Here is a 26953-nt window from a genome sequence, read left to right as displayed (position 1 = left end):
AGAGGTCGTTGGACAAGCCAAGACATTTCAAGGCATCTACAGACAGTCCAGGAGGTGGATAGTGGCGCGTATCGCCGTGATAACGCATGAGCATGACAGGTTCCTGGGCAGGCGCGATATTCTGCTGCGCAGGAGCAGCCCATACATGCTGTTCGACATTCTTGCGGAATTGAAAAGGCGCGGCCATTCGGTTCGGGTTCAGCAAGGCCTGTCGAAGCCGGTCAGCGCCGATATGGCGGTATTGCATGTCGATGCCACGGTGACGCCCACGGACTATGTCGACTATGCCCGGAGTTTTGCATTCTGCCTCAACATCGGCGCCGCCGACATATCCAAACGGCGGATCAGTGGTGCATTGATCGACAAAACCGACAGCTGGCAAGGTCAGGTGATCGTCAAAAGCAATCTCAACAATCGGGGAATCCCGGAGACGCTCCTCAACCGGCGATCCGAGCGCGCGGGCAAACAGCCGCCGTTTCCGCATTTGCCAATCTTGCACCCCTATGAGATCCACAGATCTCTCGGCGACGTTCCAGACGGCGTCTTTGATTGCGACGATCTCGTCGTGGAAAAGTTCATTCCGGAGAGAGAACCCGACGGTTTTGCTGTTCGTTTCTGGGTGTTTTGCGGAGAGCGAGAGCGCTGCACCCGCTACGTCTCCCCGAACGGCCTGGTCAAGGCATCGGAGACGATCCGGCGCGAGCCCGTCCCGGTGCCCGACGAACTGCGTGAGCGCCGGCGTGAACTCGGCTTCGACTATGGAAAATTCGATTTCGTCATGCATGAGGGCAGGGCCATCCTCCTCGATGCGAACAAGACTCCCGGCCGTCCGCAAAATCTCGTCAAGATGTTCGCGGCCGGCGCTTCGGATCTGACACACGGCTTCGAAGGCCTCGTCCATCGGGCGAAATAGGCGCGGCTCTAGAGGAACAGCCGCAGCTGCGTGTGAATGATAGACCGGTAATCCTCGATGGTCCGGCGGCTTTCCGCTTCGCCCTCGGCAAGCGCCAGGCGCACCACGCCGCCGGCGAGCTGGAAGATCAGCAGAACCATGCGTTCGAACTGCTCGCGCCTCTCGGGCTCCAGCAAGGCGATGACATGGTCGCAGAACATTTTGGCTTGGTGCCGCGTTTCGGCGAGGTCGAGGTTCTTGAGCGCCTTGTCGGCCTGGATGGCGTTCTGCAGATCCTGGATGGCCGGATCGCCGGCGACACGGCTGAGATAATCATCGAGCAGCCGGTCAGCGGCCACGATGACATCTTTCGCCTCGTGGATTTCGGCGATGATCGTCGTCAGCCGTGCCCGGCTGACCTCTGAAAACCGCTCATAGAGCATCGCCAGGATCGCCGATTTGTTGGGAAAGTAGTGGTAGACGGTGGCGATTGGCCCGCCCGCCAGCATGCCGACCTCCTTCATAGTGACGGCGTCGATACCCTTTTCCCCGATCAGCCGCATGGTCGTCGACAGGATCGCGTCGATGCGCTCGCGGCTGCGTTCCTGCTTGGGCTTGCGCCTCGGCTCGGTCGCCATTCTCTTCAATTCCGTCATGCACCGATCTTTCGCACGGTTTTTAGATTCCGGTTGACAAGAAATATGATCAAGTATCAGTTTCTGAAATACTGACAGGTTGTCAGCTTTTTTGCCTCGCGGCAAGGACGTTGGGGAGGCGCCTTTGGCTTCGACAGATATCGGCCACGCAGGCAGTGGCGACTGGCTGGTCGGCAATCCGACCAGCTGGCAGCTCGCCTCGGCCCTGTGGATCGGTTCGGTCGGCCTGCTCATCCTCGGCCTGCAGCCGGTGCTGCTCGGAGCTCTCTACACCGAAGGCCATGTCAGCGGCGACGAACTGGCGCTGGTTGCCACCGCCGAGATGATCGCCATTGCCATCGGTTCGGCCGTCGTGGCGATGCTGCTTTCGGCCCACAATATGCGCTGGAAAAGTGCCGTCCTTCTGCTGCTGCTGGCGCTGGCCAATGTGTGGACGGCCTATGCCGCGAGCGCCAACATGCTGATTGCGGCCCGCGCCCTTGCCGGGCTCGCCGAGGGCGGTCTGGTCGCCATCGCCACCGAACTGATCGCCCGCTCGCGGCGTGCCGAGCGCATCGGCGGCTATTTCGTCACCATGCAGACGCTGGCGCAATGCGCGCTCGCCCTGTTGCTGGCGCTCTATGTCATCCCGGCCGCAGGGTCGGCGGGTGGCTTCATCGTTCTTGCCGTCGTCTGCGTCGTGTCGCTGGCGGTCGCTTTCACCGTGCCCGGTGACTATGCCGACCTGCCCAAGGAAGAGAATCTGGCCAATGTGCTGACGGTTCCCTCGATGACCGCGCTGCTGTCGGTCTTCTGCTACTTCATGTTCTTCGGCGCGGTCTGGGCTTTCCTGGAGCCGCTAGGCGCGCAATACGGCATCGATGGCCGCACCGTCGGCCTGATCGTCTCGGCCAGCCTCGCGGTGCAGGTCCTGGGGGCGATGACGGCGACCGCGTTCGAGGCGCGCATCGATTATCGCCTTGCCATCGCGGCGATCGGCGTCGTGGCGCTTGTCAGTTCCCTGGTTCTTGCCAGCAGCCCCGGCCTGACGACGTTCTGGGTCGCTGCCCTGGCCATGGGCTTTATCCTGCTGTTCATCGTGCCCTACCAGATCCGTCTGGCGATCACCGCCGACGAGACGCGCACCGCTGTGCTGCTGGTGCCGGCAGCCCAACTGTTCGGCCTGGCGATCGGGCCGATTGCGGCGTCGCTGCTCATCGATGGCAAGGATTTCCGGCCGGTGCCGGAATTCGCCGCCGCCAGCGCGGTGGCAAGCGTGGCGCTGCTCGGTCTCTTCGTCCTTGTGTCACGTCGCCGTCGTGCGGTTGCCTGAGCGGGGAGCGCCATGTCGAACACTTGGAGCAACTGGTCGGGCTTCGTAAGTGCCGAGCCCAAGCTGATCGCCAGCCCCGGCGATGCCGGTGAACTCGGTGATCTCGTCCGGACCGCGCCTGGCCCGGTGCGCGTTGCCGGCGCCGGTCATTCCTTCACACCGCTGGTGAAATCGCAGGGCACGATCCTGTCCCTGGAGAGACTGGAAGGGCTGGTCTCGCACGACGCGCAAAAACATCAGGCGCGGGTGCGGGCAGGGACCCGGCTCGGCCCGCTCATGCACATCCTGCAAGGCATTGGCCAGGGCCTGCCCAACATGGGCGATATCGACCGCCAGGCGATCGGCGGCGCGCTGGGCACAGCCACGCACGGCTCGGGACCGACGCTCGGCGCCTATCACACGCAGCTGGAGACGGTGCAGATCGTCGACGGACTTGGCAAGGTCCGCGACTTCAAGCGGGCAGGGGATCGGGACATGATCCACGCCATCGGTGTTGCGCTCGGCGCTTTCGGCGTGCTCACCGAAGTGACGCTGAACAACATCGCGACCTACCGGTTGCGCCGCCGCAAATATGTGCTGCCGATCACCGAGATGCTGCGCGATTTCGAGGCGATGATGGCCGCGCATCGCTCGGCCGAATTCTACTACATTCCGTTTTCCGGCTATGCGCAGTTCATCGCCAGCGATTTCAGCGATGCCGCACCCACCACGCGGCCGCCGGAAGAGGACGAGGCGGGTTTGAGGACACTGCGCAGGCTGCGCACTTCACTTGCCTGGCTGCCATCGCTGCGTGGCCGCCTGATCCGATCGGCGGCCGCCAAATTTCCCGCCGAGGACTACGTGCAGGACTGGCTCAACGTCTATGCCAGCGACCGGCAGACCAAGTTCAACGAGATGGAATATCATTTGCCGTTCGAGGAAGGGCCGAAGGCGCTGGCCGAGATCATCGAGCTGACCGAGAAGCGCTTTCCCGAGGTCTATTTCCCGATGGAGGTGCGCTCGGTCACGCCGGACCAGTTCTGGCTTTCGCCATTCTACAACAGGCTGACCTGCTCCATCGCCATCCACCATGACGCCGCGAACGATCCTTTGCCGTTCATGCGGGCGGCAGAGCCGATCTTCCGCAGATATGGCGGCCGGCCGCATTGGGGCAAGATGCACAGCCTGAAAGCGGCGGAGCTGAAAAAGCTCTACCCGCGCTGGGACGATGCCATGGCGGCGCGCCGCGACATCGATCCGGAAAACCGCTTCGTGTCGCCCTACATGGCCGGCCTGTTCGGCATCGAATGATGAGCACCTATTTTTCCACCCTCTCGGATGCGCTGAAGGAAGCCGGCATCTTCCAGCCCTGCCTGCTGCTCGACCGCGATCGGCTGGACGGAAACATTGCCCTGGTAAAAAGGAGGCTGGATCCCGGCCTGGCCGTGCGGCTGGTCGACAAATCGCTCGCCTGCCTGCCGCTGCTTGCGCATATAGGCAAGGCGCTTCGCCATGAGCGCTTCATGACCTTCCACCCGCCGATCAGCAAGGCGGTGCTGAAGGCGTTTCCGGATGCCGATCTGCTCTACGGCAAGCCGATGCCGATCGGTGCGGCAAGGGCTGCGCTGGTGAAGGGTGATGCCGACTGGTCGCGTGTCTGCTGGCTGATCGACAGCGAGGAGAGACTGGCGGAATACGGTGCTCTCGCTGACGAACTCGGCATCGGCCTGCGCATCGCTTTCGAGATCGATGTCGGGCTGCATCGCGGCGGCTTTGCTGATCCCGCGGCCTTGTCGAAGGCGCTGAGCGCGTTGCCGGTCCGGCTGCATTGCGAAGGCGTCATGGCCTACGAGGCGCATGCGCCGCTCATTCCCGGCCTTTTCGGCGGACCGGCAAAGGCATTGGCGGAGGCGTCGGCGCAGGCTGCGGCGTTCGTCGCCTGTCTCGGTGCCGACCAGCGCCGCATCCTCAACATCGGCGGCAGCAAGACCGCGCTGCTTCATCGTGGCGGCGCGGCCAATGAAGTGTCGATGGGCTCGGCCTTCGTGCTGCCCAGCGACTTCGATACGCCAGGCCTCGACGGCTTCCAGCCGGCGGCTTTCATCGCTACGCCGATCCTGAAAGTGGTCGAGCCGATGCTGCCTGGCCCGCCGGCCGTTACCCGCCTGCTGCAGGCGCTCGGCCGGTTTCCGCGCAAGGGCTGCTATCTCTATGGCGGCAAGTGGATGGCCGAGCCGGTCTTCCCCCAAGGCATGAAGACGAACGGCCTGCTCGGCCTGTCCTCCAACCAGCAATTCATGGGCTTGCCCGCCGATGCGACCGCAAGGCCAGGCGACTACGCGTTTCTAAGGCCGACGCAGAGCGAGGCCGTGCTGCAGCAATTCGGGTCGATCGCCGTGTTTTCCGGCGGAAAGGTCATCGATCGCTGGCCGGCGCTGCCGATGGCGTGATCGAGCTACGCCTTCACCGGTACCCAGATCTCCAGCCCGCCATTGCCGCTGTGGGCATCGAACTCCGGTCCATAGCGCTCGAATTCCGGTGCATCCGCGATTTCGTGACCGGAGTCGGGCAGCCAACTGTTCCAGATCGTGTTGATCGTCCGGCGGATGGATGAGATGTGCTCGCGGTGCGAGAACACCGCATATTTCTGCGCCGGCACCCGCACCCGATAGAAGTCCTTCGGCAGATCCGCAAAGCCGGACACTTCGACGCCGACGACATAGTCGAAATTGCCCGCGTCGTCGCCGTTAAGGCACACGCCGTAGAAAACGCCTGAGATCTCGCCGGGGATGTTGCCGATATAGGGTGCAAAACGCTGCCACTGCATCGGAATCCCGGCGCTGGTTTCACAGCTGTAGCGTTCGCCGAGGCCGGCGATCAGGAACGGCCGGCTGGTCTCGAAGCGCGGTGGTTCGAGATTGGTGAGGAAGGACTGGTCCATCAGGATCGGCTCCACGAGGTCGAGGTTGTTGGTCGAGCCTTGCGCGCGCACCAGTTCCGGCGTGGTGCCGAACTGATCGCGGAAGGCACGGGTGAACGCCTCATGCGAGTTGTAGCCGGCGTCGAGCGCGACGGCGAGGATGTCGGGCGCTCCGCCGGCCAGCTTGCGCGCCGCCTCGGTCAGCCGGCGTGAGCGCATGTAACCCATCACCGAGCGGCCGGTTGCGGCGCCGAAGGCGCGCGTCACATGAAAACGCGACACGCCGCTGCTTTGCGCGACATCGTCAAGCGAGATCGCCTCCGGCAGATGGCTCTCGACGAACCACAGCGCTTTCTCGGTCGGGTTCATGGGGCTCCTTTTCGCATTGGCCGGATCATCTTGGCGTTTCCTGGCGCGGCCAGTTTGATCGAAATTGCGCATTCCGTGCAATCTGCGCCGATCCCATGGGCTTTCGCTTGACAGCGGGCCGCGTCATCTCCTAAGAATGTTATGTTATTACATAAAGCGAGCGTGCAATGCCTGTTTCCCTTAGCTGGCCCACCACTTCGTCCGAGAAATCCATTGCGAAGCGTTTGGTGGAAATCTACGCTGAAGTGGTGATGGTCCCCGAGCCGAAAGGCGAGGGGTGAAAAGGGAACACGGTGAGGCCTGTTCAGGTCGAGGCCGTGGCTGCCCCCGCAACTGTAAGCGGCGAGCAAAATCCGTGAATGCCACTGGCCGGCAAGGCTGGGAAGGCAGGATGGCGCAACGACCCGCGAGCCAGGAGACCTGCCATCACTGAGTTGACCGGACGGGGTGTGCCGGGAGGAAACGCGAGTCCCGGTCTTGTCGGCCGGTTCGCCAGCTTCCTTCCGTCGCCAGTTTTGGAAAGTGACGGAAAGTTGGACGGCTCCATCGATCATCGCATCACCATGCGCACGCTTTGCCGTCCCCGCAATCCGGCGGGCAGCAGCCGATGAGCGCAGTGCTTCTCGAAGCCCATGACCTCTGTGCCATGGCGAATGGGCGGAATCTGGTCCAGGCGGTCAGCTTCTCGGTGGCCGCTGGCGATCGCCTTGCCATCATCGGTCCCAACGGCGCCGGCAAGACGACGCTGCTGCGCATGCTGTCGGGCATGCTGCGGCCAAGTTCCGGCGAGGTGAAGCTTGGCGGACGCGGGCTGGACAGGATTTCGGCCGCCGAGCGGGCGTTGCATATCGCCGTTGTCGGCCAGACCGACCAGCCCGATCCGCGGCTGGCGGTGATCGATTATGTCGAGCTTGGCCGGGTCCCGCACGCCGGGCTGCGGCGCAGGCGCGAGGAACGCGATATCGCCGTCGAGGCGCTGCGCCGGACCGGCCTGCTGCCGCTGCTTGGCCGCACCGTCGGCTCGCTGTCGGGCGGCGAGCGCCAGCGCGCCCAACTGGCGCGCGCCATCGCCCAGCAGCCCAAAATCCTGTTCCTCGACGAACCGACCAACCATCTGGACCCGCGCGCCCGCGGCGAACTGCTCGATCTCGTGGCAGGCTTCGAGATGACGGTGATCGCGGTGCTGCACGATCTGGCGCTGGTAGCACCCTTCGCCACCAGGGTTGCGGTGATGAATCATGCCCGCCTGCAAGCGCTCGCCGCACCGCGCGAAGCGCTGGCCCAACAGCTGATCCGCGAGATTTTCGGCATCGATGTGCTGCGCCTGCGCCATCCGACCGAGGATCGAGAGTTGACGGTGTTCGAGGTTCCGAACCGTGCCGCGCCGCCGTCGTGATTGAAGCCGTTCCATAGTCGACCCGATCCCACCCACAAGGAGCATACCCGTGAAACGCCTCGCTTTTTCGCTTGCCGTCTCGCTGCTGACCTCGACCGCCTTCGCCTTCCCGGTAACCGTCGACAGCTGCGGCAAGCCGCTGACCTTCGACGCGCCGCCGAAGCGCGCTGTCATCCATGATCTGAACATGGCCGAGATGGCTTTCGCGCTGAAATTGCAGCCGTCAATCGTCGGCCTGACGGGCATCACCGGATGGTACAAGGTCGGTTCCGAATTCAAGGCAGAGCAGGGTTCGATCCCGGAGCTGGCGCCGAAATATCCGACGCTCGAAAACCTCGTGGCCGTGGAGCCGGATTTCTTCTTCGCCGGCTGGTACTACGGCATGAAGCCGGGTGGCGAGGTGACGCCCGACACGCTTGCCCCGCACGGCATCAAGACGCTGGTGCTGACGGAAAGCTGCGTCCATCTCGACAAGAGCCGCCCCGCCGCCTCGATGGACCTGCTCTATGGCGACGTCGAAAAGCTGGGCAAGATCTTCGGCAAGGAGACAGAGGCGGAAAAGCTTGTCTCTGGCTGGAAGGCGCAGCTCGCCGACATCACCGCCAAGGTCGGCAGCGCCAAGGGCACGCGGGTGTTCCTCTACGATTCCGGCGAGGACAAGCCGTTCACCGCAGGCAAGTTCGCCATCCCCAGCGCCATGATCACTGCCGCCGGCGGCGACAACATCATGGCTGACATGGACACCAGCTGGGGCAACACGGATTGGGAAACGGTGGCGTCGCGCAATCCGCAATTCCTCATCCTGCTCGATTACCAGGACGGTGGCGGCTACAAGAAGCTGCTCGACTTCCTGAAGGCGCATCCGGCCATGAAGGAGACCGACGCGGTCAAGAACGAGCGCTTCGTTGCCCTCCGCTACGCCGAGCTGACGCCTGGACCCGCCAACATCGAAGCGATCGACAAGATCGCCAAGGCCATGCACCCGGAAGCATTTTGAGCTTGCGCCATCCGGCATTTGCGTTGGCCATGCTGGCGGGAGCGGCGGCGATCGCCGCTCTCGCTCTGCTGTCGATCGCCTATGGCTCGACGCTGATCCCGCTGGCCGACGTTGTAGCAGCGCTTGGCCGCGCAATCGGCTTAGGCGGGCACGACGTGTCCGGGCCGGTCGGCAAGATCGTCGTCGATCTGCGGCTGCCGCGCACGATCCTGGCCATCTGCGTCGGCGCGGGCCTCGGCGTCGTCGGCGCGCTGCTGCAGACAGTGACCCGCAACGATCTCGCCGATCCGTTCCTGTTCGGCCTGTCGTCGGGCGCCGCCGCCGGTGCTGTTTCCGTCATCACCGTCTTCGGCGACAGCTTTGGCATCTGGACGTTGCCGGTCGCGGCCTTCACCGGCGGCATATTGGCCGCCGGCGTCGTCCTGCTGCTGGTCGCGCGGGTGAGGGGCCAAGGGCCGGAGCGGCTGATCCTCGCCGGCCTTGCCGTGTCCTTCATGTTCACCGCCTTGACCAACTACCTGGTCTTTGCCGGCGACCAGCGCGCCGCCCACTCCGTGTTGTTCTGGACGATGGGCGGCCTTGGCCTGGCGCGCTGGGACAATATCTGGTTGGGCGCGCTGGGTGCGGGCACCATTCTGGCTTACGCGCTGTGGAACCACCGCCGGCTCGATGCCTTCTTGGCCGGCGAAAACGCCGCCGAAAGCCTTGGCGTGCCAGTGGCGCGCATGCGCCGAATAACGTTTCTCGTCGCCGCCTTCTCGACGGCGATCCTGGTCTCTGTCGCCGGGGTCATCGGCTTCGTCGGGCTGATGATCCCGCATCTGTCGCGGCCGCTGGCAGGCCCCTTGCATCTGCGCCTGGTTGCCAGCTGCGCCGTCTTCGGCGCGGTGCTTTTGCTGGCCAGCGATCTTCTGGCCCGAACGCTGCTGCCGCCGCAGGAACTGCCGATCGGCATCATCACCAGCTCGGTCGGTGCGTTCTTCGTCGTCACCATGCTGATCCGCAACCGGCTTTGAGCGCGTTTGGCAACCGGTCGCCGGATCACACGGTCCAGAAATAGCGCACGATGTGGAAGAACACCGGGGCGGCGAAGACCAGGCTGTCGGTGCGGTCCATCATGCCGCCATGGCCTTCGATCAGATGGCCCCAGTCCTTGACGCCCTGGTCGCGCTTGATGGCCGAGGCGACCAGCCCGCCTAGGAATCCCATCGAGCAGGCGACGAAGGCCACGCCTGCCGCCTGCAGCGGCGAGAAGGGCGTCACGAACGACAACAGCGCGCCGAGCAGGCTCGCCGACACCAATCCGCCGATCAGCCCTTCCCAGGTTTTCGACGGCGAGACGTTCGGCGAAAACCGGTGTTTACCAAACAGCTTGCCGAAGATGTACTGCAGCACGTCGCTGCCTTGCACGACGATGATCAGGAAGGCGATCAGCAGCAAGGTGCGGCCTTCGAAGCCTGGCACGTCGAGTGTCAGCAGGGCGGGGACGTGGCTGACGCAATAGACCGAGATCATCACCGCCCATTGCTGCGCGGCGATCCGCTCGAGGAAGCGTTCGGTGTCGCCATGCAGCGCCGTGATGGCCGGCATCAAGAGGAAGCAGTAGACCGGAATGAAGATGACGAAGAGCCCGTACCAGGCGGTCCACACCAGCCAGTACTGAAACGGGATGATGATGCCGAACATGCCGAGCAGCACCCAATGGTCGCTGCGGCGCGTATGCGTCAGCGTCACGAATTCGCGCAGCGCGGCGAAGGAAATCAGCGCAAACAGGATGGTCATCCCGTAACGGCCGAAGAAGAAGGCGACCGTCATCAGCGCCACCATCACCCACCAGGCGTTGATGCGCTGCGTGAGATTGACAAGCGTCGAGCTCAGCGGCTTCGGCGCTCGCGCCGAAAGGATGGTGGCGACGATGCTGGCGGTGGTCAAAACCGCCAGCAGGCCGATGATCAGGATGGAGATCTCGTGGCGCATCAATCGTCTCGCTCGGGACGCGGGTTGAGCGCCAGAAGCGCGGCGTGGGCGCGCTCGAGAAAGGCGCGGCGTTCTTCGCCCGGGCCAACCGCGACAGGCGCGCCGAAAACGACGCGGCACAGCAGCGGCACCGGCAGGAACTGGCCCTTGGGCAGCACGCGCGACATGTTCTCGATCCAGCACGGGATCAGCTCGACCTCAGGCCGCGCCGTCGACAGATTGTAGAGCCCGGAGCGGAACGCCAGCAGCGGCTCGTCTGTCATGTTGCGTGTGCCCTCGGGAAACAGGATAAGCGAGTGCCCTTGGTCGAGAACCGACAGCATGATCTCGATGGGGTTTTCCTCAGGTCTCGTCCATTGCCGGTTGATGAGCACGGACGACAACATGTCCTGCGCGATGAAGCGGCGCAGCCGCGACTTCCCCCAATATTCGCCTGCGGCAACAGCATGGGTGATCGCGCGCTCCCTTTCGCTGAGACAGGCCGACAAAAGGATGAAGTCGCCATGGCTGGTGTGATTGGCGAAATAGATGCGCTGCCGCTCGGAGGGCAGGCTGCCGTTCCAGATCGGCCGCACCCCGGTCACCATCCGGGCCAGAGCCGACAGGCCGACGGAGGTTACCGTCTGCAGCAAGGTGAAGGTCTTGAGCGAAAGCTTGTTCATCGCGGCGCCCAAAACCCTGCCGCCAGAAGCGCTGCGGCAAACAGAGCCAGGGCAGCGCGCTGCTTGAACAGCAAGCGGCTTGTGCCGGCCATGCGGTCATCGAGCAAGCGTGTCGCGAACGGAGCCGGTTTCAGGCGCATGCGCGCCAACATGTCATCTACCGCGGCACCGCCGGAAGCTTCGTCGTCATGGCTCGCCATCAGTCGGAACAGCAGCGCGTCGAATGCCAGCAATGCCGACAGCGCCAGCACCGCAACCGCGCTCGCGGCGGCGATCGACAAAGCGATGGCCGCGGGCAAGGTCTCGAAGGCACCGCGCGCCGATGCGGCTAGAGGCGCAAGGACATTTGCGGCCAGCACGATTGCGGCCGGCCACGCGGCCTGTCGCATCAGCATGCCGGCGAAGCGGTCGGTGCGGTCCTGATAGGTATTGCCTGTCATGACGCCGCCCGCCCCGTAGCCTCTGCAAGATGAATCGGCCGGCCGGCGGCCGCGAGCATCTCGCGGGCGAGCGCTGGCGTCCCGGCCCTGCCGGTCGCCACCAGCCATTCGGCGACGACGCCGGCGCTGCGCTGGAAGCCGAGCGCGCAGCACACCAGGACGGTGCCGTCGCGGCGTGCATTCTCCAGCGCGCCGGCTGCCTGTTCCCGTATCGCCAGTGGCGGCGGCAACAGGTCGATCATCGGAAAGCTGATCCAGCGGCAATCGGTTGTCGCCGGCTTTTCGAGTTCGGCGGCGAGGTCGATGACCGTGCCGAAGCTGTTGGCCTCGCTTGCCGTGGGAAAGCGCCCGAGAAAGACACCTTCGGCAATCGCCACCTGGGGGGCAAGATTGCGCGTCCAGGCCCATATGTTTGCCCTGGCGCCGAGGCGATAAGGCAAGAGCAGGACACGGCTTGCAAGCGTCATGGTGCCATCGGCGGATTTCTGGAACACCTTTTCGCCTGCGCCAGCATAGGCGAAGGCGACGATGGCCAGCGCCAGCGCCGGCCAAAGCAGGAAGAGCGCGACAGCGCAAAGGAAGGCACCGAGCGCGGCACCGGCCAGCGCGAGGACGGCGCCCAGCGCGTAGAACCGCGCCAGCCGCCGCGCTTTCGCATCGTTGGTCAGCCGGAAGCCTGCAAACGGCAATGCGCCGCTACGCGGAAACAGCCACAGCGCAAAGAACCCGAGCAGCGCGCCGGTCGGGATGTCGATGAAGTGATGCTGCCAGGTCGTCAGCACCGAGGCGCCGATGAGGAAGCTCCAGCCATGCCAGAGCGGCAGGAGCAACCCGCCGAGCCGGTGGCGCCAATGATCCCAGATGATCGCCAAAAGGGCGATATGCAGCGAGGGCGCCTGGTTGAACGGCTTGTCGAAACCGCCGAGCACGGCAAACAGGAAGCCCGGCAGGCCGGTCGTCGCCGGCCGCACGAACGTCGCGGTCAGCGGGAACAGAATGAAGCTGATAACGGCGACGATTTGCGCGGTGAGATAGCGTCCGGCCAGACGGTCGACCCCTTGCCTGTCGTTGTTGAGCAGCAGCGACAGGCCGTAGAACAGGTTGATCGACCAATAGGGCACGATGGTCCAGGCGACGAACGGGATGCCGTGCTCCCACGAGAACACGATACTGCCGACATCGTCGCGCCGCGACGCCAGCCAGTTGGCGAAGCCGTAGCTGAGATAGAAGAACGGCGCCAGGAAGGCCAGCCACAGGGCTGCCCTGACGACCACCCGGCTATAGGGTTCGGCACGCGCCACGGATGCAGGCGATGACACCATGCTGCTCAGCGGCGCCGCGCGAGCGAGACGGTGAAGATGCCCCATTGGTCGATGCGCTGGTCGAGCTTTTCGAAACCGGCGGCTTCGACGAGCTGGTCCATTTCGCCTTGCGTGCGCCGGCGCATCACCCAGGCCTCGCCGCCGCGATGCGAGGTCAGGCTGCGGGCGATCATCTCGAGCTGCGGGTGCCAAGGCTGGTTGGTGTAGAGCAACAGGCTGCCCGGCTGCATGGCGCTGGCCAATCCACCGAGCGAGCGGGCGATCATCGCATTGTCCGAGAATAGCTCGTAGAGGCCGGAAACGATGGCGAGGTCCGGCGCCGGATCGGCGTTGGCGAGCATGTCGGCATCGAAAGCGTCGGCGCGCTGGAACGTGACGTCAGCCGGCAATTGCCGCTCCGTAATCAGCTTGCGGCCAAGCTGCACGTTGAGGTCGGAATAATCCTGCAGACGCACGCTCGCCGGCTGGTCGGGGCTCTTCACGATGGCATCGAGAACATAGCGGCCGTGGCCGGCGGCGATGTCGAGAATATGCACTGGCCGGCCAGTGGTCTTGAGCGTTGCCAGGCAAGAGCCGATCAGTTCTTCGAGATGCAGCTTGCGCTGGCGGATGCCGCGCCAGCCGATGGCTTCCAGGAAGACACGGTCGACGACGCGGCCAAGGGGCGTAAGGCCGCGCGCGTCGTTTTCGTAGACATAATCCAGCGTCGAGCCGGAATCGAAGCCGGTGGCAATGCCGGTCTTCATGCCTTGGGAGACCCAGGCGCCCATGCGGATGGAGGCGCGGCTGAATGCCCAATAGAGGCCCTTTGGCGACATCAAAGCGAGCGGTGAAGCAAGCCGGTCGGCCTCGTCGCGTGTGTAGCCGGCGATGTCCGCTTGCTTCAGGTCGACCGGCGCATCCGGTGCCGCGAACTGCCTGGCCAGAAACGGCCGGATCAGGTCGAGGGCCTGCGCCCGGTCGCGTTCGCCCAGCGTGTCGTGGAAGAAGCCCGGCAGCACATGACGTTCCTTGATGCGGCTGCCGAGATTGACGAAGAACTCGTGCTGCGGGCCGTGGCGCACGACCCAATCGCTGCCCGAAAGCAGAAGCTGCGTCGGCGCGGTGATGGCGCGGGCGTCAGTGACGATGCGGGCTGCGTGCTGGTAGAGTTCGACCAGGATGTTGGAAGCGATCGGCCGCGTGATCAGTGGATCGCTCTCGAAAGAGGCGATGCGCACGGGATCATGGGTCAGGAATTTCGCCTTGACGTAGGAATTGACGAAGAAGCGGCCCTTGATCTTCTGCCAGAGCGCTATGCCCTCCTTGGCGAAGGGCACGTAGAGTTTTACCGAGAAGGCCGGTGAGGCCAGCACCATGGCGCGCAGCTTCGGCGCATAGTCATGCACCCAGGCGGCGGCCAGAACGGCGCCGAAGGACTGCGCGATCAGCGCGATATCGCGCGTGGCGAAGCCATCCCTTTCAGCGATCTCGCGCATGAAGCAGTCGATGTCGCGCACCAGCGCCGAGAAGGACGGGGCATAGCCGCGCTCGCCGGACGAACGGCCATTGCCGCGGGCATCCCAGGCATAGAAGGCGTGGCCCGGCATCTGCAATTCATCGACGAGATGGGCCATGCGGCCGCCATGCTCGTGGCCGCGATGGAAGAGCACCACCGCGCCTTTGGCATCGGCCGAAGCCGCCGGCCAGAATCGGTAGAAGATCTCCGTCCCGTCATGGCTGCGGAAGACCCGCTCCTGCGCTTGCCGCGCAAGGCTTTCCGTGGCCGCGGCGGCGACCGGTTCGTGCATCATGGTCTTTCCCTCTGGCGGCCCACTGGCGGCATGGCGAGCCTCGATGCTCAGCTGGCGCTGCCAATAAGCCCGGCGCGTATCCGGTTTATGGCGGTCAGCAGCGAAAGCGTTGCCATGGCCGGAAACACAAATGGCGCGATCGATGCCGGCCACAGCCCTGGGGCGCACAGCACGGCGACGACGCCAAGCGCCAGCGCCCTGTCGCTCTTGCCGAACGGCCCGGCATAGTTGCGGCCGATCTTGGCGGCGATGCCGAGCACGCCGGCAAACTCGGTCAGCACCGCCGATATTGCGAAGGCGACGACGCCCCATGCGCCAAATTCCGGAAAGACGGCAAAAGGCAAGATCAGCGCGAGGTCCGAAACGACGTCGCACAACTCGTTCAGATACATGCCGAGCGTCGAGGCTTGGCCATGCTCGCGCGCCAGCATGCCGTCCACGGCATTCAGCGCCATGCGCACGAACATCACCACGGGGATAAGCAACAGCAGCCAGCGCCATTCATGCCGGATCGCAATGGCCGCGCCGGCGACTATCGACATCGCGGCCGCCAGGATGGTTATGCTGTTTGCGGTGACCCCGATGGCCGCCAGCCGATTGACCAGCGGCCGCAGTCGACCCTGGAAGGCCGGCTTGAGAGCGTAAAGCGTCGGCATTGCGTTGATCCCCCGATCCTGTTCAGCGGCTGTACATCAATATGCCAGACGCGACCAGCGGAGAGGCGGCGCGGCCATCATGCGTTCGCAAATCGATAACCATGATTGGCCCGGCAAAGCTGTCATGCACATTTGTCGGCTTTGTGTGCACTGCGGCACCTTGAATAGTGAGCACGCTTATTATATATCCCGCTCATGGTTTCCGATGGCATCGACAGATTGGGCTTCTTGATCCACGACGTGCAGCGCTTGATGCGCAAGCGCTTCGAGGCGAGGGCCAGTGGCTTGGGGCTTTCTTCGGCGCAATGGCGGCTTTTGGTCCGCGTTGCCAAGGAAGACGGTGTCGCGCAGGCGCGGCTGGCCGAACTTCTCGAAATCGAGCCGATCAGCGTTTCGCGCCTGGTCGATCGCATGGAGGAGGGCGGCTGGATCGAGCGTCGTCCCGACGCCACCGATCGTCGCGTCCGCATGATCTTCCTGACGCCCAAGGCAAGCGATGCCTACGCCGTGATCAAGAGCATTGCCGGAGAAGTCTATGAGGAATCGCTGGTCGGCGTGAAACCGGAAGCCCGTCGCGTCCTCGTCGAGGGACTTGAGGCGATGGTCCGCAACCTGACCGACGACGAGACGCCGTCCATTGAAAAAGTGAAGAACACAGAGGGCGCAGCAGCATGAACGCGGTAGCCAAGATAGACGAGAAAGTGACCGAACTGGAAATGGAAGCGCCGGCGCAGCCGGCCGCGGCCCCGGCAACCGTTGCTCCCCCGGTGCAGCCGGCTCCGGCGCCGGTGAAGAAAAAGCGCCGGCTGGGCCGCTTCCTGCTCATGGTCGCGCTGCCTGCGGCATTGGCTGTTGGCGGCGGCTATGTCTGGGTTACCGGCGGCCGTTATCAGGAGACCGAGAACGCCAATCTGCAGCAGGCCAAGGTGTCGATCGCTTCCGACACGGCCGGCCGCATCGTCAAGGTCGACATCTTCGATAACCAGCTGGTCAAGCAGGGTGACGAGCTGTTTGCCATCGACCCCGAGCCCTACCGGATCGCGTTGGCGCAGGCCGACGCGGCGGTGGCGGGCGCGCGTCTCAATGTCGAGCAGTTGCGCGCCGCCTATGGCCAGTCGATGGCTCAGCAGAAGTCCGATGCCAGCCAGGTCGCCTTCGCCCAGTCGCAGTTCGACCGCGCCGCCGATCTTGCCCAGAAGGGCATCAACGCCAAATCGTCGCTGGACGAAGCCAAGAACGATCTCGACAAGGCCAAGCAGCAGCTCGCCGTTGCCGAGCAAGGCATCATCAGCGCCAAGGCAGCCCTTGGCGGCAATCCCGACATCGAAACCGACAAGCATCCGACCGTGATGGCCGCGCTCGCCGCGCGCGACAAGGCCGCCTACGACCTGGCGCAGACCACGGTCAAGGCGCCGGCTGACGGCATCGTCAGCCAGGCCTCGTCGTTCAAGGTCGGCCAGTATGTCGGTTCCGGCACGCCGCTGTTTTCGCTGGTCGAGACCGGCGACACTTGGATCGATGCCAATTTCAAGGAAACGCAGCTCACCCACATGAAGCCCGGCCAGAAGGCCGAGATCGTGGTCGACACCTATCCGGGGCGCACCTTCGAGGCGACGGTCAAGGCGATCGGCGCCGGCACGGGAGCCGAATTCTCGCTGCTGCCGGCCCAGAATGCCACCGGCAACTGGGTCAAGGTCACACAGCGCATCCCGGTTCGTCTCGAACTGACCGATGCGGACGCCAAGATGGCGTTGCGCACCGGCATGAGCGCCACCGTTACCGTCGACACCGGCGTGGCGCGTGGCCTGCCTTCGATCTTCGGTCACGCCACGGCCGGCGAGGCCGCGCAGTAACGTCAACAGAATGCCGCAGGACCAGCGGCGGAGGTGAATAGCAGGATTGGTCTGATGGGAGGAGCTGGAAGGATCAGCGTTTGGGCACGCCGCATAGCGGCCTGGCCGAAGTCTGAAATCTCCGACGCGGACCCGTCGGTCCTCATGTTTCCGGGCGGCAGGCATCCGCTCATCAGAGACTTTCAGTCGATGTAACCCCCACATCGACAATCGCGTCCCACCGCGACGAGGGTCTCTCAACGGAAGGCGTTGCCGCCCGGAAACCCCTTGTACACGTTTTTGTTACCTGCTGGAAGTTCCACGCCATGAGCACGCCCGAACCCTTCAAAGAAGTGCCGCATCGCGGCCTGATCACGGTCGCGCTCATGTTGGCGACGATCATGCAGGCGCTCGACACGACGATCGCCAACGTCGCGCTGCCGACCATGACCGGCGATCTCGGCGCCTCGCCTGACAACATCAACTGGGTGCTGACCTCCTACATCGTTGCCGCCGCCATCATGACGCCGGTCACCGGCTGGCTGGCCGATCGCTTCGGCCGCAAGGAACTGTTCCTGACGGCGGTGGTCGGCTTCACCGTGTTTTCGATGCTGTGCGGCATCGCCTGGAGCCTGGAGACCATGGTGTTCTTCCGGCTGATGCAAGGCGTGTTCGGCGCCACGATCGTGCCTCTGTCGCAGACCTTCCTGCTCGACATCAATCCCAGGGAACGCCATGGCCAGGCGATGGCCATCTGGGGCGCCGGCATCATGCTGGGTCCGATTCTGGGCCCGACACTCGGTGGCTGGCTGACCGAGAATTTCAACTGGCGTTGGGTGTTCTTCATCAATCTGCCGGTCGGCATCGTCGCCTTTCTCGGTATGGCCGCTTATTTGCCGGCTATCGCGCGGCGCGTGCGCGGCTTCGATTTCTTCGGCTTCGCCATGATATCGCTCGGCGTCGGCGCGCTTCAGCTGCTGCTCGACCGCGGCGGCGAGGTCGACTGGTTTTCCTCGGTCGAGATCTGGATCGAACTTGGTCTTTCGCTCACCGGCTTCTGGGTGTTCATCATTCACACCATGACGGCCGAGCACCCCTTCATCGATCCCAAGATCTTCCTCGACCGCAATTTCGTGACCGGGCTGGCGTTCATCTTCGTCATGGGTGTGCTCATCCTGGCGAGCATGTCGCTGCTGCCGCCGATGCTGTCGACCATCTTCGGCTATCCGACCGTCACCATCGGCATCGTCATGGGGCCACGCGGCGTCGGCACCATGATTTCGATGCTCGTCGTCGGGCGGCTCATGAGCAGGATTGACGCCAGGATCCTCGTCGTCATCGGCTTCCTGCTGACCGCGCAGTCGCTCTACACCATGTCCAGCTTCACCCCGCAGATGGACAATTGGCTGATCATCAGCTCCGGCGTCATCCAGGGCCTGGGCATGGGGATGGTGTTCGTGCCGCTGTCGACCGTCGCCTTCGCCACGCTCGACGTGCGCTTCCGCACCGATGCCACGGCTCTGTTCAGCCTGGTGCGCAATCTTGGCTCGTCGATCGGCGTGTCGGTCGTGACGGTGTTGATGGTGCGCAACACGCAGATCAACCATGCCGAGCTTTCGGCCTTCATCAATCCGTTCAACCCCAATCTGTGGGCTGTCTCGCCGGCTGCCGCAGGCGGCGACCCAACGGCGCTCTCGCAGGTCGATCGCATGGTCAATCTCCAGGCCATGATGATCTCCTACGTCAACGACTTCAAAATACTCATGGTGATGACGCTGCTTGCCATCCCGTTTGTTTTCCTGCTGCGCAAGCCGAAGCAGGCGCCAGCCGGCGGCGCGCCGGCGGCGCATATGGACTAGCTTTCCATCAAATCGTCTTGGGGGTGGCGCACCGAACCGGCACGTTTTCCTATTTTCCGAGCACGAGGCTCCAGTAACGGAGCTTGCTGTCGCTGCCGTCGCGCACATAGGCAAGGCCGAAGCGTGTGAAGCGCGGGTCGAGCATGTTGCGGCGATGGCCTGGTGAATGCACCCAGATGTCGAACAGCTTCTCGAGGTCGAAACGACCCTCGGCGATGTTCTCCGCCGCGGCACCGGAAATTCGATTGTCCCTGACGCGCGAGGCGAAATCCTTGCCCCAGCCGGTGGTGTGGCTCATGCGGCGGCGCTGCGCCATGTAGCCTGCCTGCTGCAGGGCGGCCTGTTCGAGCTGCCGGTCGGGGACCAGCGGCGCGAGCCCGGCCGAGGCGCGGATGCTGCCCAGCGTGCTGGTGGCGGAGGAGGAGACCCCGGCGCCTTCGCCGGTTGGCAGTGAAACGGTGCTGCAGGCGGCGAGCCCCGCCAGGGCTGCGAGGCCGGTCAGCACCATGCGCCTGTTCAGCTTCGGGATCGGGTGGGTTTCGATTTTCGCTATGGTCATGCCTCTGAGATAATAGTGATCATGGCTTTTGCCGGGCAGGGCGGCGAAAATCGAAGAGGGGGCGACAGACTGACGCTGGCCGGTACAACGGCGATCGGCGTGGCATGCTGGGCGGAATTTCACCAGGCGATCGACGGCGCTGCCTATCCCAGGCTGGCCGGATTGCGCCTCGCATCGAAACCGATCCGGCCGTGCGTTACCGCCATTTTTCTCAACGCTACCGCTGGCGCCGCCGGACGTCAGGTTGTCTCTCATTTCACCAGAGTGATCATCCGATCGGCATACATTGTGCGATTTCCAAGCGCCGCCGCGCAGTCGGACTTGACGGACGAGTTCCCGGTCATCTGTATCGTATTGCCGACAAGCCTGAGACAGTCGCCCTGGGCGCTCATATCAGAATTGCCGGCGTAGGAAATGGGCGCGTCCGGCGCGTAGATGAAACCGCTGAGCACGGAATTTGCGCCACCATTCAATGTCAGGGCAGACGTATTGCCGGGATGCTGGAAAATGGTGATGCCAGCATAAGGGCCGCTGGTGGGCGGGGAAAGGTTCACCTTCTCATTGGCATTTATGTAGATCTGAGCGCTTTCCATGAGGAAAATGGTCACGCCCTGGCCAGTCAGGCTGCCGTTTCCCCCTGGCTTTATGGTGGTGCCGCGCATGATGTAGACGCCCGGATTAAGCGTGATGTTCCCCGATAATGTCTTGTCGCAATAAGTGCCGGGCGACAGCGTGTAGGTTTTGCCGTTCGGGACAGGCAAACACAATGTGTAAGGGGGAGGAACGACGTCGGCCAATGGATCAAAAGACGCGTACCTATGTTCGTGCGGCGTTCCGCAGGCGAGACTGGCGCTGGGTGGCAACAGCCCGCTGGTGCCGCCGACGGTTGAGACACAGCCGGCCGAAACCAGTGCGGAACCACCCCTGTTGACGGAATCCGACGCGTCCGAGTTCGCCGCGATCACGCAATTGTCCATCGAGACGTTGGTCGAGCCCTGCAGGTTCACGGCGGCGGACGCATGCGGATCGAGCGCCAGCACGCAGGCCTGTGCGCCAGGTTTTATCTTGACCGAGGCCGAGCGGTAGGCCTGCCAGGGGGCCGAGGCGCTGATGAAGCTTGGGCGGCTTATGCTGGACGACAGCGAGATAAAGTAGGCGCTTGGACTGCCGCTTGCCGTTGCCGCGAAAGCGGAGACGCTGCCCAAATATTCCTGCTGGTCGGCCGCGCTCATATTGGCGGCGAAGAACTGCAGCCCAAGCTGCTGGACATCGCCAGCCGCCATATCGGGAGAGAACTTCGTGCCGATGGCGAGCCCAGCCGCGTCCAGCGAGTTCTGGAGTTGCGAGGCGTCATGGCTCGTGCCGATCAGATCGACGGCGCCGGCCAAACCAATCATTATTGGCAGCATAGCGAAGGCGGTCGTTATGGCAAAGTTGCCGCGCTCCGAAGACCAGAAGGCTTTCAATGCGAACATAGTCCCTCGCCGAAACTCGTAAAGCTCAGGTGATACGCCAGGGATCCCTACGAGTAATTTAAGTAAATGCTAAAATGCGTAAATGCTAAAATGCAGCACAATGATTGGCCAAAACGAAGGTCTGCCAAGGTACGCCATATGAGAGGCCATACGGAGAGTTGAACACAACGAGGAGTTGCTCCCCAGGCCATTGACCCGGCGACAATCGCCGCCAACTCTGCTATCATGCTTCTCGATCTTGAAGTGGCAGCTCTGGCGGCCATCCAGGCGGTGACCGCCCCGACACACGGGAGGAAGGTTATGGCCGGTTTTCATGTCATGGCGGACGCACGTGGAATGCATGTGCAGCCGGCGGTGCGCCGCATCGCCACGTCGGACCTTTGGGATGCGTTGCGTCTCGGGTTCGAGGATTTCTGGGCAAAACCATCGCACTACGTGTTCCTATGCCTGATCTATCCCATCGTCGGCCTGATCCTGACGCAGTGGACGTCCGGCGCCAATGCCATCCAGCTCATCTATCCCCTGATGTCGGGTTTCGCGCTGGTCGGGCCGTTTGCGGCGCTCGGTCTTTACGAGATCAGCCGCCGGCGCGAGCTCGGCATGAACACCTCCTGGCGGCACGCGTTTGATGTCCGGCGCTCGTCCGCGATCCCGTCGATCGCCGTCATCGGCGTCATGCTGGTGGCGCTGTTCCTGTTGTGGCTCTACACCGCGCAATCGATCTACACTGGCCTGTTCGGAGACCAGCCGCCGGCCTCGATCGGCGGCTTCATCCGCGACGTGCTGACCACCAGTAAGGGCTGGACGCTGATCCTTGCCGGTAATGCCGCGGGCTTTGTCTTTGCCGTAATCGTGCTGGCCACCACTGTGGTTGCCTTCCCGCTGCTGCTCGACCGCGACGTCGGCGCCGTCTCAGCCATCGAGACCTCGGCCCGGGCGGTGATGGCCAACCCGCTGCAAATGGCGCTGTGGGGCTTGCTGGTCGCCGTGCTTCTGGTGATCGGTTCGATCCCGCTGTTTGCCGGGCTCGCCGTCGTCATGCCGGTGCTCGGCCATGCCACCTGGCATCTCTACCGCAAGGTGGTCGAGCCGGAGCGGGCACAGCAGATAAGACGGCCGATGTAACGAAGCAGGCACCCATGGCCTTCACCTTGCCGAGACTGCCCAACAAGGTCGTCTGTCTGACCTGCCTTTGTATCGGTAGCTATCTGCATGCCGCGCCAGCGCGCGCTGACCAGCCGGTGCAGTTTGAAAGCGCGGCTTCGGAGCCAACGCCATTTCAGAAGCGCATTGCGCAAGCGGGCGGCAACGTCCCGAGGGCCGTTCCCGGCACGCCGCTGCAGGGGTATTTAACGCGTCCGCCGGGTGAGGGGCCGTTCCCGGCTGTCGTGGTTCTGCACGGATGTTCAGGTTTGCCCCGAAGTGTAAGGAAAACCTGGTCCGAGCGACTGTCTTCCTGGGGTTACGTCGTCCTCGTCGTCGATAGCTTCAGCACCCGCGGCATTAAGGAGACCTGTGATGGCCTCCACCCTGTTGATCGCGTATATGACGCCTACGGCGCTCTGGAATACCTATCAAAATACAGTTTTGTCGACCCGCGGCGCATTGCGTTGATGGGGTTCTCCGCTGGCGGGAACGCAACGCTCGAGGCCTTGCAGTCTGGTGGAGACGAGCGGCTTATGGAGCGCAAATTCAAGGCTGCGATCGCCTACTATCCGGATTGTTCGGCAACGAATGGCGACATGGCGGTCCCGACCTTGATCCTGATCGGCGAGCTGGACGATCGGACCCCCGCCAAAAATTGCCAGGAGATGATGACGCAGCGCAGCGGCAAGGGAAGCTCTGTGCAGCTTGACGTCTACCCGGGTGCTCGTCACGGATTTGACTCCGCAGGATTGAAGACCGGCATCGAGGCCTATGGTCAGTACAATGCTGCCGAGCAATCCATCCTTGCCTCTCATGCATTCCTGAAAGAAGTCTTCGGCGGCTGACAGCGGCGACCGCCGGTTTGCACTCTCAGCGCTGCGCGTCTGTCGCCATCTTCAGCGCAAGAGCCGCCAGCACGGTTCCCATCATCCAGCGCTGGATGACCAGCCACAAGGGCCGTCCGGCGAGAAAGGTGGCGATTGAACCGGCCGTTACCGCGATGACGGCATTGACGCTGAGGCTGATCGAGATCTGTGTCGCGCCGAGCACCAGGAGCTGCGACAGGACGTGACCCTTGCCGGGGCTGATGAACTGCGGCAACAGCGACAGATAGAGCACGGCCACCTTCGGATTGAGCAGATTGGTCATCAGGCCCATGGCGAAAAGCTTGCGCGGCCGGTCCCTCGGCAATTCGCGCACTTCGAATGGCGAGCGTCCGCCCGGCTTCACCGCCTGCCAGGCCAGCCACAGGAGATAGAGCACGCCGGCAAAGCGCAGCGCATCATAGGCGTAGGGCACTGCGAGCAGCAGCGCGGTGATGCCGAATGCCGCCGCCAGTACATAGAAGACAAAGCCGAGCGCCACGCCGCCAAGCGAGATGAGCCCCGCCTTCGGCCCCTGCGACAGGGAACGCGAGATCAAATAGATCATGTTGGGGCCAGGCGTCAGCACCATGCCGAGGCAGACCAGCGCGAAGGCGAGATGATTGGCTGTTTCGGGCATCTGTTCTTCCCCAGCGCGCCGCGAATGGACGCGCGATCCGGCAGGCGGCCAAGATGTGCCTGTCCCGGGAGGCGCGCGCAAGTGCATGGCGGCGCCAGCCGTTGTTCCAGCCAGCCCCCGAAGCCTGAGGATCAGCCGACGATGCGCAGGTTCGACAATTCGTTGCCGATTTCCTTGAAATCGTTCGACAAGCTGGCGCCGGTGGCATTCCAGAACAGTTTTGCCGGCTTGCTCGCGTCCGTTGGATCCTTGCGGAAGCGCGAGTTCGACGAGCAGGATTTCAGCGCCTCGATCGCCTGCTGATCGGCGGTTTTGGTCGTCGACAGGTCGAGCGCCACCGTCATCACCATGATATTGGCTGCCTTGGCGTTGTTGCAAAGCGTCGCCATCTGCTCGTTGAGCGCGTTGGTGTAGTTGCCGTTCGAATAGTCGAACTGGCCAATGGCGCTCGATGTGCCCATGAACAGGCGGCCCACCGAAGTGCCGTTGTAGCCTGGGTTGAGATAGCCGAAGGACGCATAGGTCGATTTCGAATCGGCGGGGTCGGAATGGCTGAGCGAGGACGGCGTGTAGTAGGTATTGGCGCCGTCGGTCAGCACGATGACGACCTTGTCGTTGCCTCTCTCGGTTTCCGGGCGGCCTTGCGTGAACGGCTCGCCGCTCGAAACCACCCGCCAACCCCAGGCCATGCCTTCGGGAACATTGGTGCCGCCATCGGGCTTCATCAGGTCGATCGCGGCCTTGATCGCGGTAAGCCCAGTGGTAACGCTGACATCGGTCAGCGGCGTGATCGGGTTGGTGGAGCAGCTGTAGTTCGGCCCGTTGCCGGCGGCCAGCGCCGGCGCATTGATCGGCCTCGGTTGGAAATATTTGGACATGTTGCGCAGCCGGGATTGGCCGGTGCTGCTCGTCGGGTCGTCATTCCACCAGCTGTTGATGGCGCCATAGGTCGTCGGCGCGGCCTCGTCGGGATCCTGGGTGAGCCTCCAATGGTTGCCGGGTTCGTCCGGGGCGAACATCGGCACAAACATCGTCGCCGGATCGCCGACCCCTATGCCGGTGTTCGCCGAGCCGCCGGAAGGCGCCGCGTCGTTGACATTGTAGGGATAAGGCCTGGCCTCGACGCAGCCCTGCCAACTGGCGAACGGGCCATAGGTGTCGATGTAGTCGTATTCGTCGTGGTCGCGTTTGCAGGTGTTGTTCGGGTTGTATTCGTCGCACACCACGCGCTTGCTGTTGACGACACGCTCATGGTTGGTGACGACCTTCATGTCGCGATAAAGCGAAAACCGGGTCAGCATCTGGCCTTCGTCGGTTCCCCATCCGGTGCCGCGCTTGTACCAGATGCCGTTGGTCTGCTGGGCGTATTTGTCGGCTGCGTTCAGCGTCGACCAGTCGAAATTCTCGTTCGATACCGGCGACAGGCCTTCGGTATCCATCCAGGGCGCATTGCCGTTGCCGGGCCCGACATTGACTGAGGCGGCAAACGGCACGAGGCCGAACTGCACCGGCCTGTCGACCTGCTTGATCATCGCCGCCTGCTGGGCCAGCGTGTCGACCAGCTGTTTTGCCGCGGTCTTGAGAAGGTCGATGCGCGTTTGCCCCGAGCCCGTTCCGGTCTTGGTCATCGACCCGGAATTGTCGAGTACCAGGGCGACTTCAAGAGTGTTCTTCAGCCGCACTTCCGAGGTGATGTTGAAGCTGATCCTCTGGTTGGCGTCGGTTTCGGATTTGCCGACGAGCTGGCCGAAGACCGGATAGAAATAGGGCTTATAGTCAAGCCGCGCGGTCATCTTGAGCAAGCCACCGCCGGTGGTGTTGCTTGGCAAGGTGACGGTGAGCGTCGTATTGGCGGGATTGATCTTGTTGAGGTTGGCATTGAAGAAGTCGAGCGCATAGGCCCGCAACTGGTCGTCGGTGGCACCCTCCGTCAGCCGGCGCGCCGTGGCGAAGTTTGCGGCATCGAGCGCGTTCGAAACCGCCTGTTTTTCGCGGCTCATCTCGGTGAAGTCGACGGCCATTGCCAGGGCGCCCATCAGCGGAACCATCGCGACGACCGTCATGAGAGCATAGTTGCCGCGTTGGTCGCGGCAGAACTGACGCCAAAGTCCATGCATGTCTTGGAGCGGCCCCCGCCGGCGGATTCTCGATCGACGCCAGCTTTCCACAAAACGCTGAAGGCCGGGTTTGGCAAATCGCTCTATTGCCGGGGCAGCGCTTCACCAACCGCTAACCAATCGTGCCTGGCGAAAGCTGGTGACAGGCCGGAATGGTTCGGCTAATCCGAACCGGCTGCGGCGAACCGTCTGTCGTGGCGGTCGCAACGATCATGACTGAAGGAAACGGCATGGCGGATTCGCCTGAAATCATCGGCTCGCTCGAAGACGTGTCGAAGGCCTATTCGGCAATCCTGTGCGACGTCTGGGGCGTGGTCCATAATGGCGAAACGCATTTCCCTGTGGCGGCCTCCGCATTGGCAAGGGCTCGAGCGGCGAAAATCCCCGTCGTCCTGATCACCAATTCGCCGCGCAGAAGTGCCGATGTAGTGGCGCAGATGAACGCGATCGGTGTTCCACCGTCAGCCTACGACCGGGTGGTTACCTCAGGCGACGTGACCCGGGATCTGATCGCCGAAGGGCCGCGCAAGATTTTCCATATCGGCGCCGACCGCGACTTCACCCTCTATGAAGGTCTCGACGTCGAGCTTGTCGAGGAGTTCGAGGCGTCCGGCGTCGTCTGTACCGGCCTGTTCGACGACGAGATCGAGAAGCCCGAGGATTACACGGAGCTCCTGCGGCGGCTGCGCGCCAGGAACCTGCCTTTCATCTGCGCAAATCCCGACATCGTGGTCGAACGTGGCGAACGCATCATCTGGTGTGCCGGCGCGCTGGCGCGTGACTATGCCCAGCTCGGCGGCCGCACATTGATCGCTGGAAAACCTTACGCGCCGATCTACAATCTCGCGATGAAGGAGGTTGCCGAGATTCTTGGCCAGCCGGTCGAGCGCGGCCAGGTGCTGGCCATCGGCGACGGCATGATGACCGATGTGAAGGGCGCCGCCGACAATGGCTTCGATGTTCTTTATGTCTCCGGCGGTATCCATGCCCGCGACTATGGCGATGCCCTGCAACCGGATCCGGCAAGATTGGCGGCCTTCCTGGAAAAGCATGGCTATGGTCCGGTGGCCGTCATTCCCAGACTTCGGTAG

General features: G+C 63.4%; 25 protein-coding genes and 1 riboswitch. Of the genes, 13 read left to right on the top strand and 12 right to left on the bottom strand.

Going from position 1 to position 26953, the window contains the following annotated elements:
- Positions 1-61 precede the first annotated feature (61 nt).
- Positions 62-913: a hypothetical protein gene (locus tag RPF88_RS12480; RefSeq protein WP_013532387.1), complete on the top strand. Its 852-nt coding sequence runs from the start codon at positions 62-64 to the stop codon at positions 911-913.
- An 8-nt stretch (positions 914-921) separates the two neighbouring features.
- Here RPF88_RS12480 and RPF88_RS12475 read toward each other — a convergent pair whose 3' ends face one another.
- On the bottom strand, positions 922-1548 hold the full coding sequence (locus RPF88_RS12475; protein ID WP_027163205.1) for a TetR/AcrR family transcriptional regulator: 627 nt from the start codon (positions 1546-1548) through the stop codon (positions 922-924).
- Between the two features lie 124 nt (positions 1549-1672).
- Between RPF88_RS12475 and RPF88_RS12470 the strand changes: the two genes are divergently transcribed.
- Genes RPF88_RS12470 through RPF88_RS12460 form a run of 3 tightly spaced genes read left to right on the top strand, consistent with a single transcriptional unit; the run spans position 1673 to position 5289 of the window.
- On the top strand, positions 1673-2860 hold the full coding sequence (locus RPF88_RS12470) for an MFS transporter (protein ID WP_013532385.1): 1188 nt from the start codon (positions 1673-1675) through the stop codon (positions 2858-2860).
- A 12-nt stretch (positions 2861-2872) separates the two neighbouring features.
- Positions 2873-4150, top strand: a complete 1278-nt coding sequence (locus RPF88_RS12465; RefSeq protein ID WP_013532384.1) for a D-arabinono-1,4-lactone oxidase — start codon at positions 2873-2875, stop codon at positions 4148-4150.
- Positions 4150-5289 carry an alanine racemase gene (locus RPF88_RS12460; protein ID WP_164919957.1) on the top strand — a complete coding sequence of 380 codons (1140 nt, stop codon included), beginning with the start codon at positions 4150-4152 and terminating at the stop codon, positions 5287-5289. Before RPF88_RS12465 ends, RPF88_RS12460 begins: the two co-directional genes overlap by 1 nt.
- Before the next feature lie 5 nt (positions 5290-5294).
- Here RPF88_RS12460 and RPF88_RS12455 read toward each other — a convergent pair whose 3' ends face one another.
- Positions 5295-6128, bottom strand: coding sequence for an AraC family transcriptional regulator (locus tag RPF88_RS12455; protein WP_064994164.1), 834 nt, complete (start codon positions 6126-6128; stop codon positions 5295-5297).
- Positions 6129-6363: 235 nt separating this feature from the next.
- Positions 6364-6570: riboswitch (cobalamin riboswitch) on the top strand.
- Between the two features lie 165 nt (positions 6571-6735).
- Here RPF88_RS12455 and RPF88_RS12450 point away from each other — a divergent pair.
- The 3 genes from RPF88_RS12450 to RPF88_RS12440 are packed head-to-tail and all read left to right on the top strand — an operon-like array spanning position 6736 to position 9537.
- The gene (locus RPF88_RS12450) at positions 6736-7524 is read left to right on the top strand and encodes an ABC transporter ATP-binding protein (RefSeq protein ID WP_064994132.1); all 789 of its coding nucleotides are present in this window, start codon (positions 6736-6738) and stop codon (positions 7522-7524) included.
- A 49-nt stretch (positions 7525-7573) separates the two neighbouring features.
- Positions 7574-8521 carry an ABC transporter substrate-binding protein gene (locus RPF88_RS12445; protein WP_337122506.1) on the top strand — a complete coding sequence of 316 codons (948 nt, stop codon included), beginning with the start codon at positions 7574-7576 and terminating at the stop codon, positions 8519-8521.
- Positions 8522-8550: 29 nt separating this feature from the next.
- Entirely contained in the window at positions 8551-9537 is a 987-nt protein-coding gene (locus tag RPF88_RS12440; protein ID WP_337123874.1) for a FecCD family ABC transporter permease, read from the top strand.
- A 25-nt stretch (positions 9538-9562) separates the two neighbouring features.
- Here RPF88_RS12440 and RPF88_RS12435 read toward each other — a convergent pair whose 3' ends face one another.
- The 6 genes from RPF88_RS12435 to RPF88_RS12410 are packed head-to-tail and all read right to left on the bottom strand — an operon-like array spanning position 9563 to position 15371.
- The gene (locus RPF88_RS12435; protein WP_013532378.1) at positions 9563-10498 is read right to left on the bottom strand and encodes a phosphatidate cytidylyltransferase; all 936 of its coding nucleotides are present in this window, start codon (positions 10496-10498) and stop codon (positions 9563-9565) included.
- The gene (locus tag RPF88_RS12430; RefSeq protein ID WP_013532377.1) at positions 10498-11160 is read right to left on the bottom strand and encodes a lysophospholipid acyltransferase family protein; all 663 of its coding nucleotides are present in this window, start codon (positions 11158-11160) and stop codon (positions 10498-10500) included. The genes RPF88_RS12435 and RPF88_RS12430 overlap by 1 nt, the downstream gene beginning before the upstream one ends.
- Positions 11157-11600 carry a hypothetical protein gene (locus RPF88_RS12425; protein WP_013532376.1) on the bottom strand — a complete coding sequence of 148 codons (444 nt, stop codon included), beginning with the start codon at positions 11598-11600 and terminating at the stop codon, positions 11157-11159. The genes RPF88_RS12430 and RPF88_RS12425 overlap by 4 nt, the downstream gene beginning before the upstream one ends.
- The gene (locus tag RPF88_RS12420) at positions 11597-12922 is read right to left on the bottom strand and encodes a phosphatase PAP2/dual specificity phosphatase family protein (protein ID WP_337122505.1); all 1326 of its coding nucleotides are present in this window, start codon (positions 12920-12922) and stop codon (positions 11597-11599) included. The genes RPF88_RS12425 and RPF88_RS12420 overlap by 4 nt, the downstream gene beginning before the upstream one ends.
- 5 nt (positions 12923-12927) lie before the next feature.
- Entirely contained in the window at positions 12928-14712 is a 1785-nt protein-coding gene (locus RPF88_RS12415; RefSeq protein WP_442921300.1) for a bifunctional alpha/beta hydrolase/class I SAM-dependent methyltransferase, read from the bottom strand.
- A gap of 50 nt (positions 14713-14762) precedes the next feature.
- Positions 14763-15371 carry a CDP-alcohol phosphatidyltransferase family protein gene (locus tag RPF88_RS12410; protein ID WP_024504849.1) on the bottom strand — a complete coding sequence of 203 codons (609 nt, stop codon included), beginning with the start codon at positions 15369-15371 and terminating at the stop codon, positions 14763-14765.
- A 195-nt stretch (positions 15372-15566) separates the two neighbouring features.
- Here RPF88_RS12410 and RPF88_RS12405 point away from each other — a divergent pair, with 195 nt between their 5' ends.
- From RPF88_RS12405 to RPF88_RS12395, 3 genes are all read left to right on the top strand, one after another.
- Entirely contained in the window at positions 15567-16046 is a 480-nt protein-coding gene (locus RPF88_RS12405) for a MarR family winged helix-turn-helix transcriptional regulator (protein WP_183453612.1), read from the top strand.
- Complete coding sequence (locus RPF88_RS12400) at positions 16043-17224, top strand: HlyD family secretion protein (RefSeq protein WP_013532371.1); 1182 nt, start codon at positions 16043-16045, stop codon at positions 17222-17224. Before RPF88_RS12405 ends, RPF88_RS12400 begins: the two co-directional genes overlap by 4 nt.
- A gap of 305 nt (positions 17225-17529) precedes the next feature.
- A complete protein-coding gene (locus tag RPF88_RS12395; protein WP_337122503.1) occupies positions 17530-19062 on the top strand; it encodes a DHA2 family efflux MFS transporter permease subunit in 1533 nt (510 codons plus the stop codon).
- Between the two features lie 49 nt (positions 19063-19111).
- On the opposite strand, the gene RPF88_RS12390 is transcribed toward RPF88_RS12395, so the two are convergent.
- Both RPF88_RS12390 and RPF88_RS12385 read right to left on the bottom strand, forming a co-directional pair.
- Entirely contained in the window at positions 19112-19621 is a 510-nt protein-coding gene (locus RPF88_RS12390; protein ID WP_337122502.1) for a CAP domain-containing protein, read from the bottom strand.
- 251 nt (positions 19622-19872) lie between these two features.
- Positions 19873-21096 carry a TadE/TadG family type IV pilus assembly protein gene (locus RPF88_RS12385; protein ID WP_337122501.1) on the bottom strand — a complete coding sequence of 408 codons (1224 nt, stop codon included), beginning with the start codon at positions 21094-21096 and terminating at the stop codon, positions 19873-19875.
- A gap of 300 nt (positions 21097-21396) precedes the next feature.
- Here RPF88_RS12385 and RPF88_RS12380 point away from each other — a divergent pair, with 300 nt between their 5' ends.
- Both RPF88_RS12380 and RPF88_RS12375 read left to right on the top strand, forming a co-directional pair.
- On the top strand, positions 21397-22221 hold the full coding sequence (locus tag RPF88_RS12380) for a DUF2189 domain-containing protein (protein ID WP_063173641.1): 825 nt from the start codon (positions 21397-21399) through the stop codon (positions 22219-22221).
- Positions 22222-22235: 14 nt separating this feature from the next.
- Positions 22236-23087, top strand: coding sequence for a dienelactone hydrolase family protein (locus RPF88_RS12375; RefSeq protein WP_063167719.1), 852 nt, complete (start codon positions 22236-22238; stop codon positions 23085-23087).
- A 25-nt stretch (positions 23088-23112) separates the two neighbouring features.
- On the opposite strand, the gene RPF88_RS12370 is transcribed toward RPF88_RS12375, so the two are convergent.
- Positions 23113-23745 carry a LysE family translocator gene (locus tag RPF88_RS12370; RefSeq protein ID WP_024504845.1) on the bottom strand — a complete coding sequence of 211 codons (633 nt, stop codon included), beginning with the start codon at positions 23743-23745 and terminating at the stop codon, positions 23113-23115.
- A 131-nt stretch (positions 23746-23876) separates the two neighbouring features.
- Positions 23877-25862 (bottom strand): TadE/TadG family type IV pilus assembly protein, encoded by a 1986-nt coding sequence (locus RPF88_RS12365; RefSeq protein ID WP_027163218.1) that lies wholly within the window; start codon positions 25860-25862, stop codon positions 23877-23879.
- A 230-nt stretch (positions 25863-26092) separates the two neighbouring features.
- Here RPF88_RS12365 and RPF88_RS12360 point away from each other — a divergent pair, with 230 nt between their 5' ends.
- Positions 26093-26953 (top strand): TIGR01459 family HAD-type hydrolase, encoded by an 861-nt coding sequence (locus RPF88_RS12360; RefSeq protein ID WP_337122500.1) that lies wholly within the window; start codon positions 26093-26095, stop codon positions 26951-26953.

Origin of the sequence: Mesorhizobium sp. ISC11 (assembly GCF_037162595.1) — a bacterium.
GTDB classification, from domain to species: domain Bacteria; phylum Pseudomonadota; class Alphaproteobacteria; order Rhizobiales; family Rhizobiaceae; genus Mesorhizobium; species Mesorhizobium ciceri.
The sequence above is the reverse complement of the archived record's forward strand: the minus strand, read 5'-3'. Positions and strand labels throughout refer to the sequence as shown.

Bases quoted from the DNA above. Each gene is read 5' to 3' on its own strand.
- RPF88_RS12475 (WP_027163205.1), bottom strand. From the start codon at position 1,548: ATGACGGAATTGAAGAGAATGGCGACCGAGCCGAGGCGCAAGCCCAAG.
- RPF88_RS12465 (WP_013532384.1), top strand. From the start codon at position 2,873: ATGTCGAACACTTGGAGCAACTGGTCGGGCTTCGTAAGTGCCGAGCCC.
- RPF88_RS12460 (WP_164919957.1), top strand. From the start codon at position 4,150: ATGAGCACCTATTTTTCCACCCTCTCGGATGCGCTGAAGGAAGCCGGC.
- RPF88_RS12455 (WP_064994164.1), bottom strand. From the start codon at position 6,128: ATGAACCCGACCGAGAAAGCGCTGTGGTTCGTCGAGAGCCATCTGCCG.
- RPF88_RS12450 (WP_064994132.1), top strand. From the start codon at position 6,736: ATGAGCGCAGTGCTTCTCGAAGCCCATGACCTCTGTGCCATGGCGAAT.
- RPF88_RS12440 (WP_337123874.1), top strand. From the start codon at position 8,551: ATGCTGGCGGGAGCGGCGGCGATCGCCGCTCTCGCTCTGCTGTCGATC.
- RPF88_RS12435 (WP_013532378.1), bottom strand. From the start codon at position 10,498: ATGCGCCACGAGATCTCCATCCTGATCATCGGCCTGCTGGCGGTTTTG.
- RPF88_RS12430 (WP_013532377.1), bottom strand. From the start codon at position 11,160: ATGAACAAGCTTTCGCTCAAGACCTTCACCTTGCTGCAGACGGTAACC.
- RPF88_RS12425 (WP_013532376.1), bottom strand. From the start codon at position 11,600: ATGACAGGCAATACCTATCAGGACCGCACCGACCGCTTCGCCGGCATG.
- RPF88_RS12420 (WP_337122505.1), bottom strand. From the start codon at position 12,922: ATGGTGTCATCGCCTGCATCCGTGGCGCGTGCCGAACCCTATAGCCGG.
- RPF88_RS12415 (WP_442921300.1), bottom strand. From the start codon at position 14,712: ATGCACGAACCGGTCGCCGCCGCGGCCACGGAAAGCCTTGCGCGGCAA.
- RPF88_RS12410 (WP_024504849.1), bottom strand. From the start codon at position 15,371: ATGCCGACGCTTTACGCTCTCAAGCCGGCCTTCCAGGGTCGACTGCGG.
- RPF88_RS12405 (WP_183453612.1), top strand. From the start codon at position 15,567: ATGGTTTCCGATGGCATCGACAGATTGGGCTTCTTGATCCACGACGTG.
- RPF88_RS12400 (WP_013532371.1), top strand. From the start codon at position 16,043: ATGAACGCGGTAGCCAAGATAGACGAGAAAGTGACCGAACTGGAAATG.
- RPF88_RS12395 (WP_337122503.1), top strand. From the start codon at position 17,530: ATGAGCACGCCCGAACCCTTCAAAGAAGTGCCGCATCGCGGCCTGATC.
- RPF88_RS12390 (WP_337122502.1), bottom strand. From the start codon at position 19,621: ATGACCATAGCGAAAATCGAAACCCACCCGATCCCGAAGCTGAACAGG.
- RPF88_RS12385 (WP_337122501.1), bottom strand. From the start codon at position 21,096: ATGTTCGCATTGAAAGCCTTCTGGTCTTCGGAGCGCGGCAACTTTGCC.
- RPF88_RS12380 (WP_063173641.1), top strand. From the start codon at position 21,397: ATGGCCGGTTTTCATGTCATGGCGGACGCACGTGGAATGCATGTGCAG.
- RPF88_RS12375 (WP_063167719.1), top strand. From the start codon at position 22,236: ATGGCCTTCACCTTGCCGAGACTGCCCAACAAGGTCGTCTGTCTGACC.
- RPF88_RS12370 (WP_024504845.1), bottom strand. From the start codon at position 23,745: ATGCCCGAAACAGCCAATCATCTCGCCTTCGCGCTGGTCTGCCTCGGC.
- RPF88_RS12365 (WP_027163218.1), bottom strand. From the start codon at position 25,862: ATGCATGGACTTTGGCGTCAGTTCTGCCGCGACCAACGCGGCAACTAT.
- RPF88_RS12360 (WP_337122500.1), top strand. From the start codon at position 26,093: ATGGCGGATTCGCCTGAAATCATCGGCTCGCTCGAAGACGTGTCGAAG.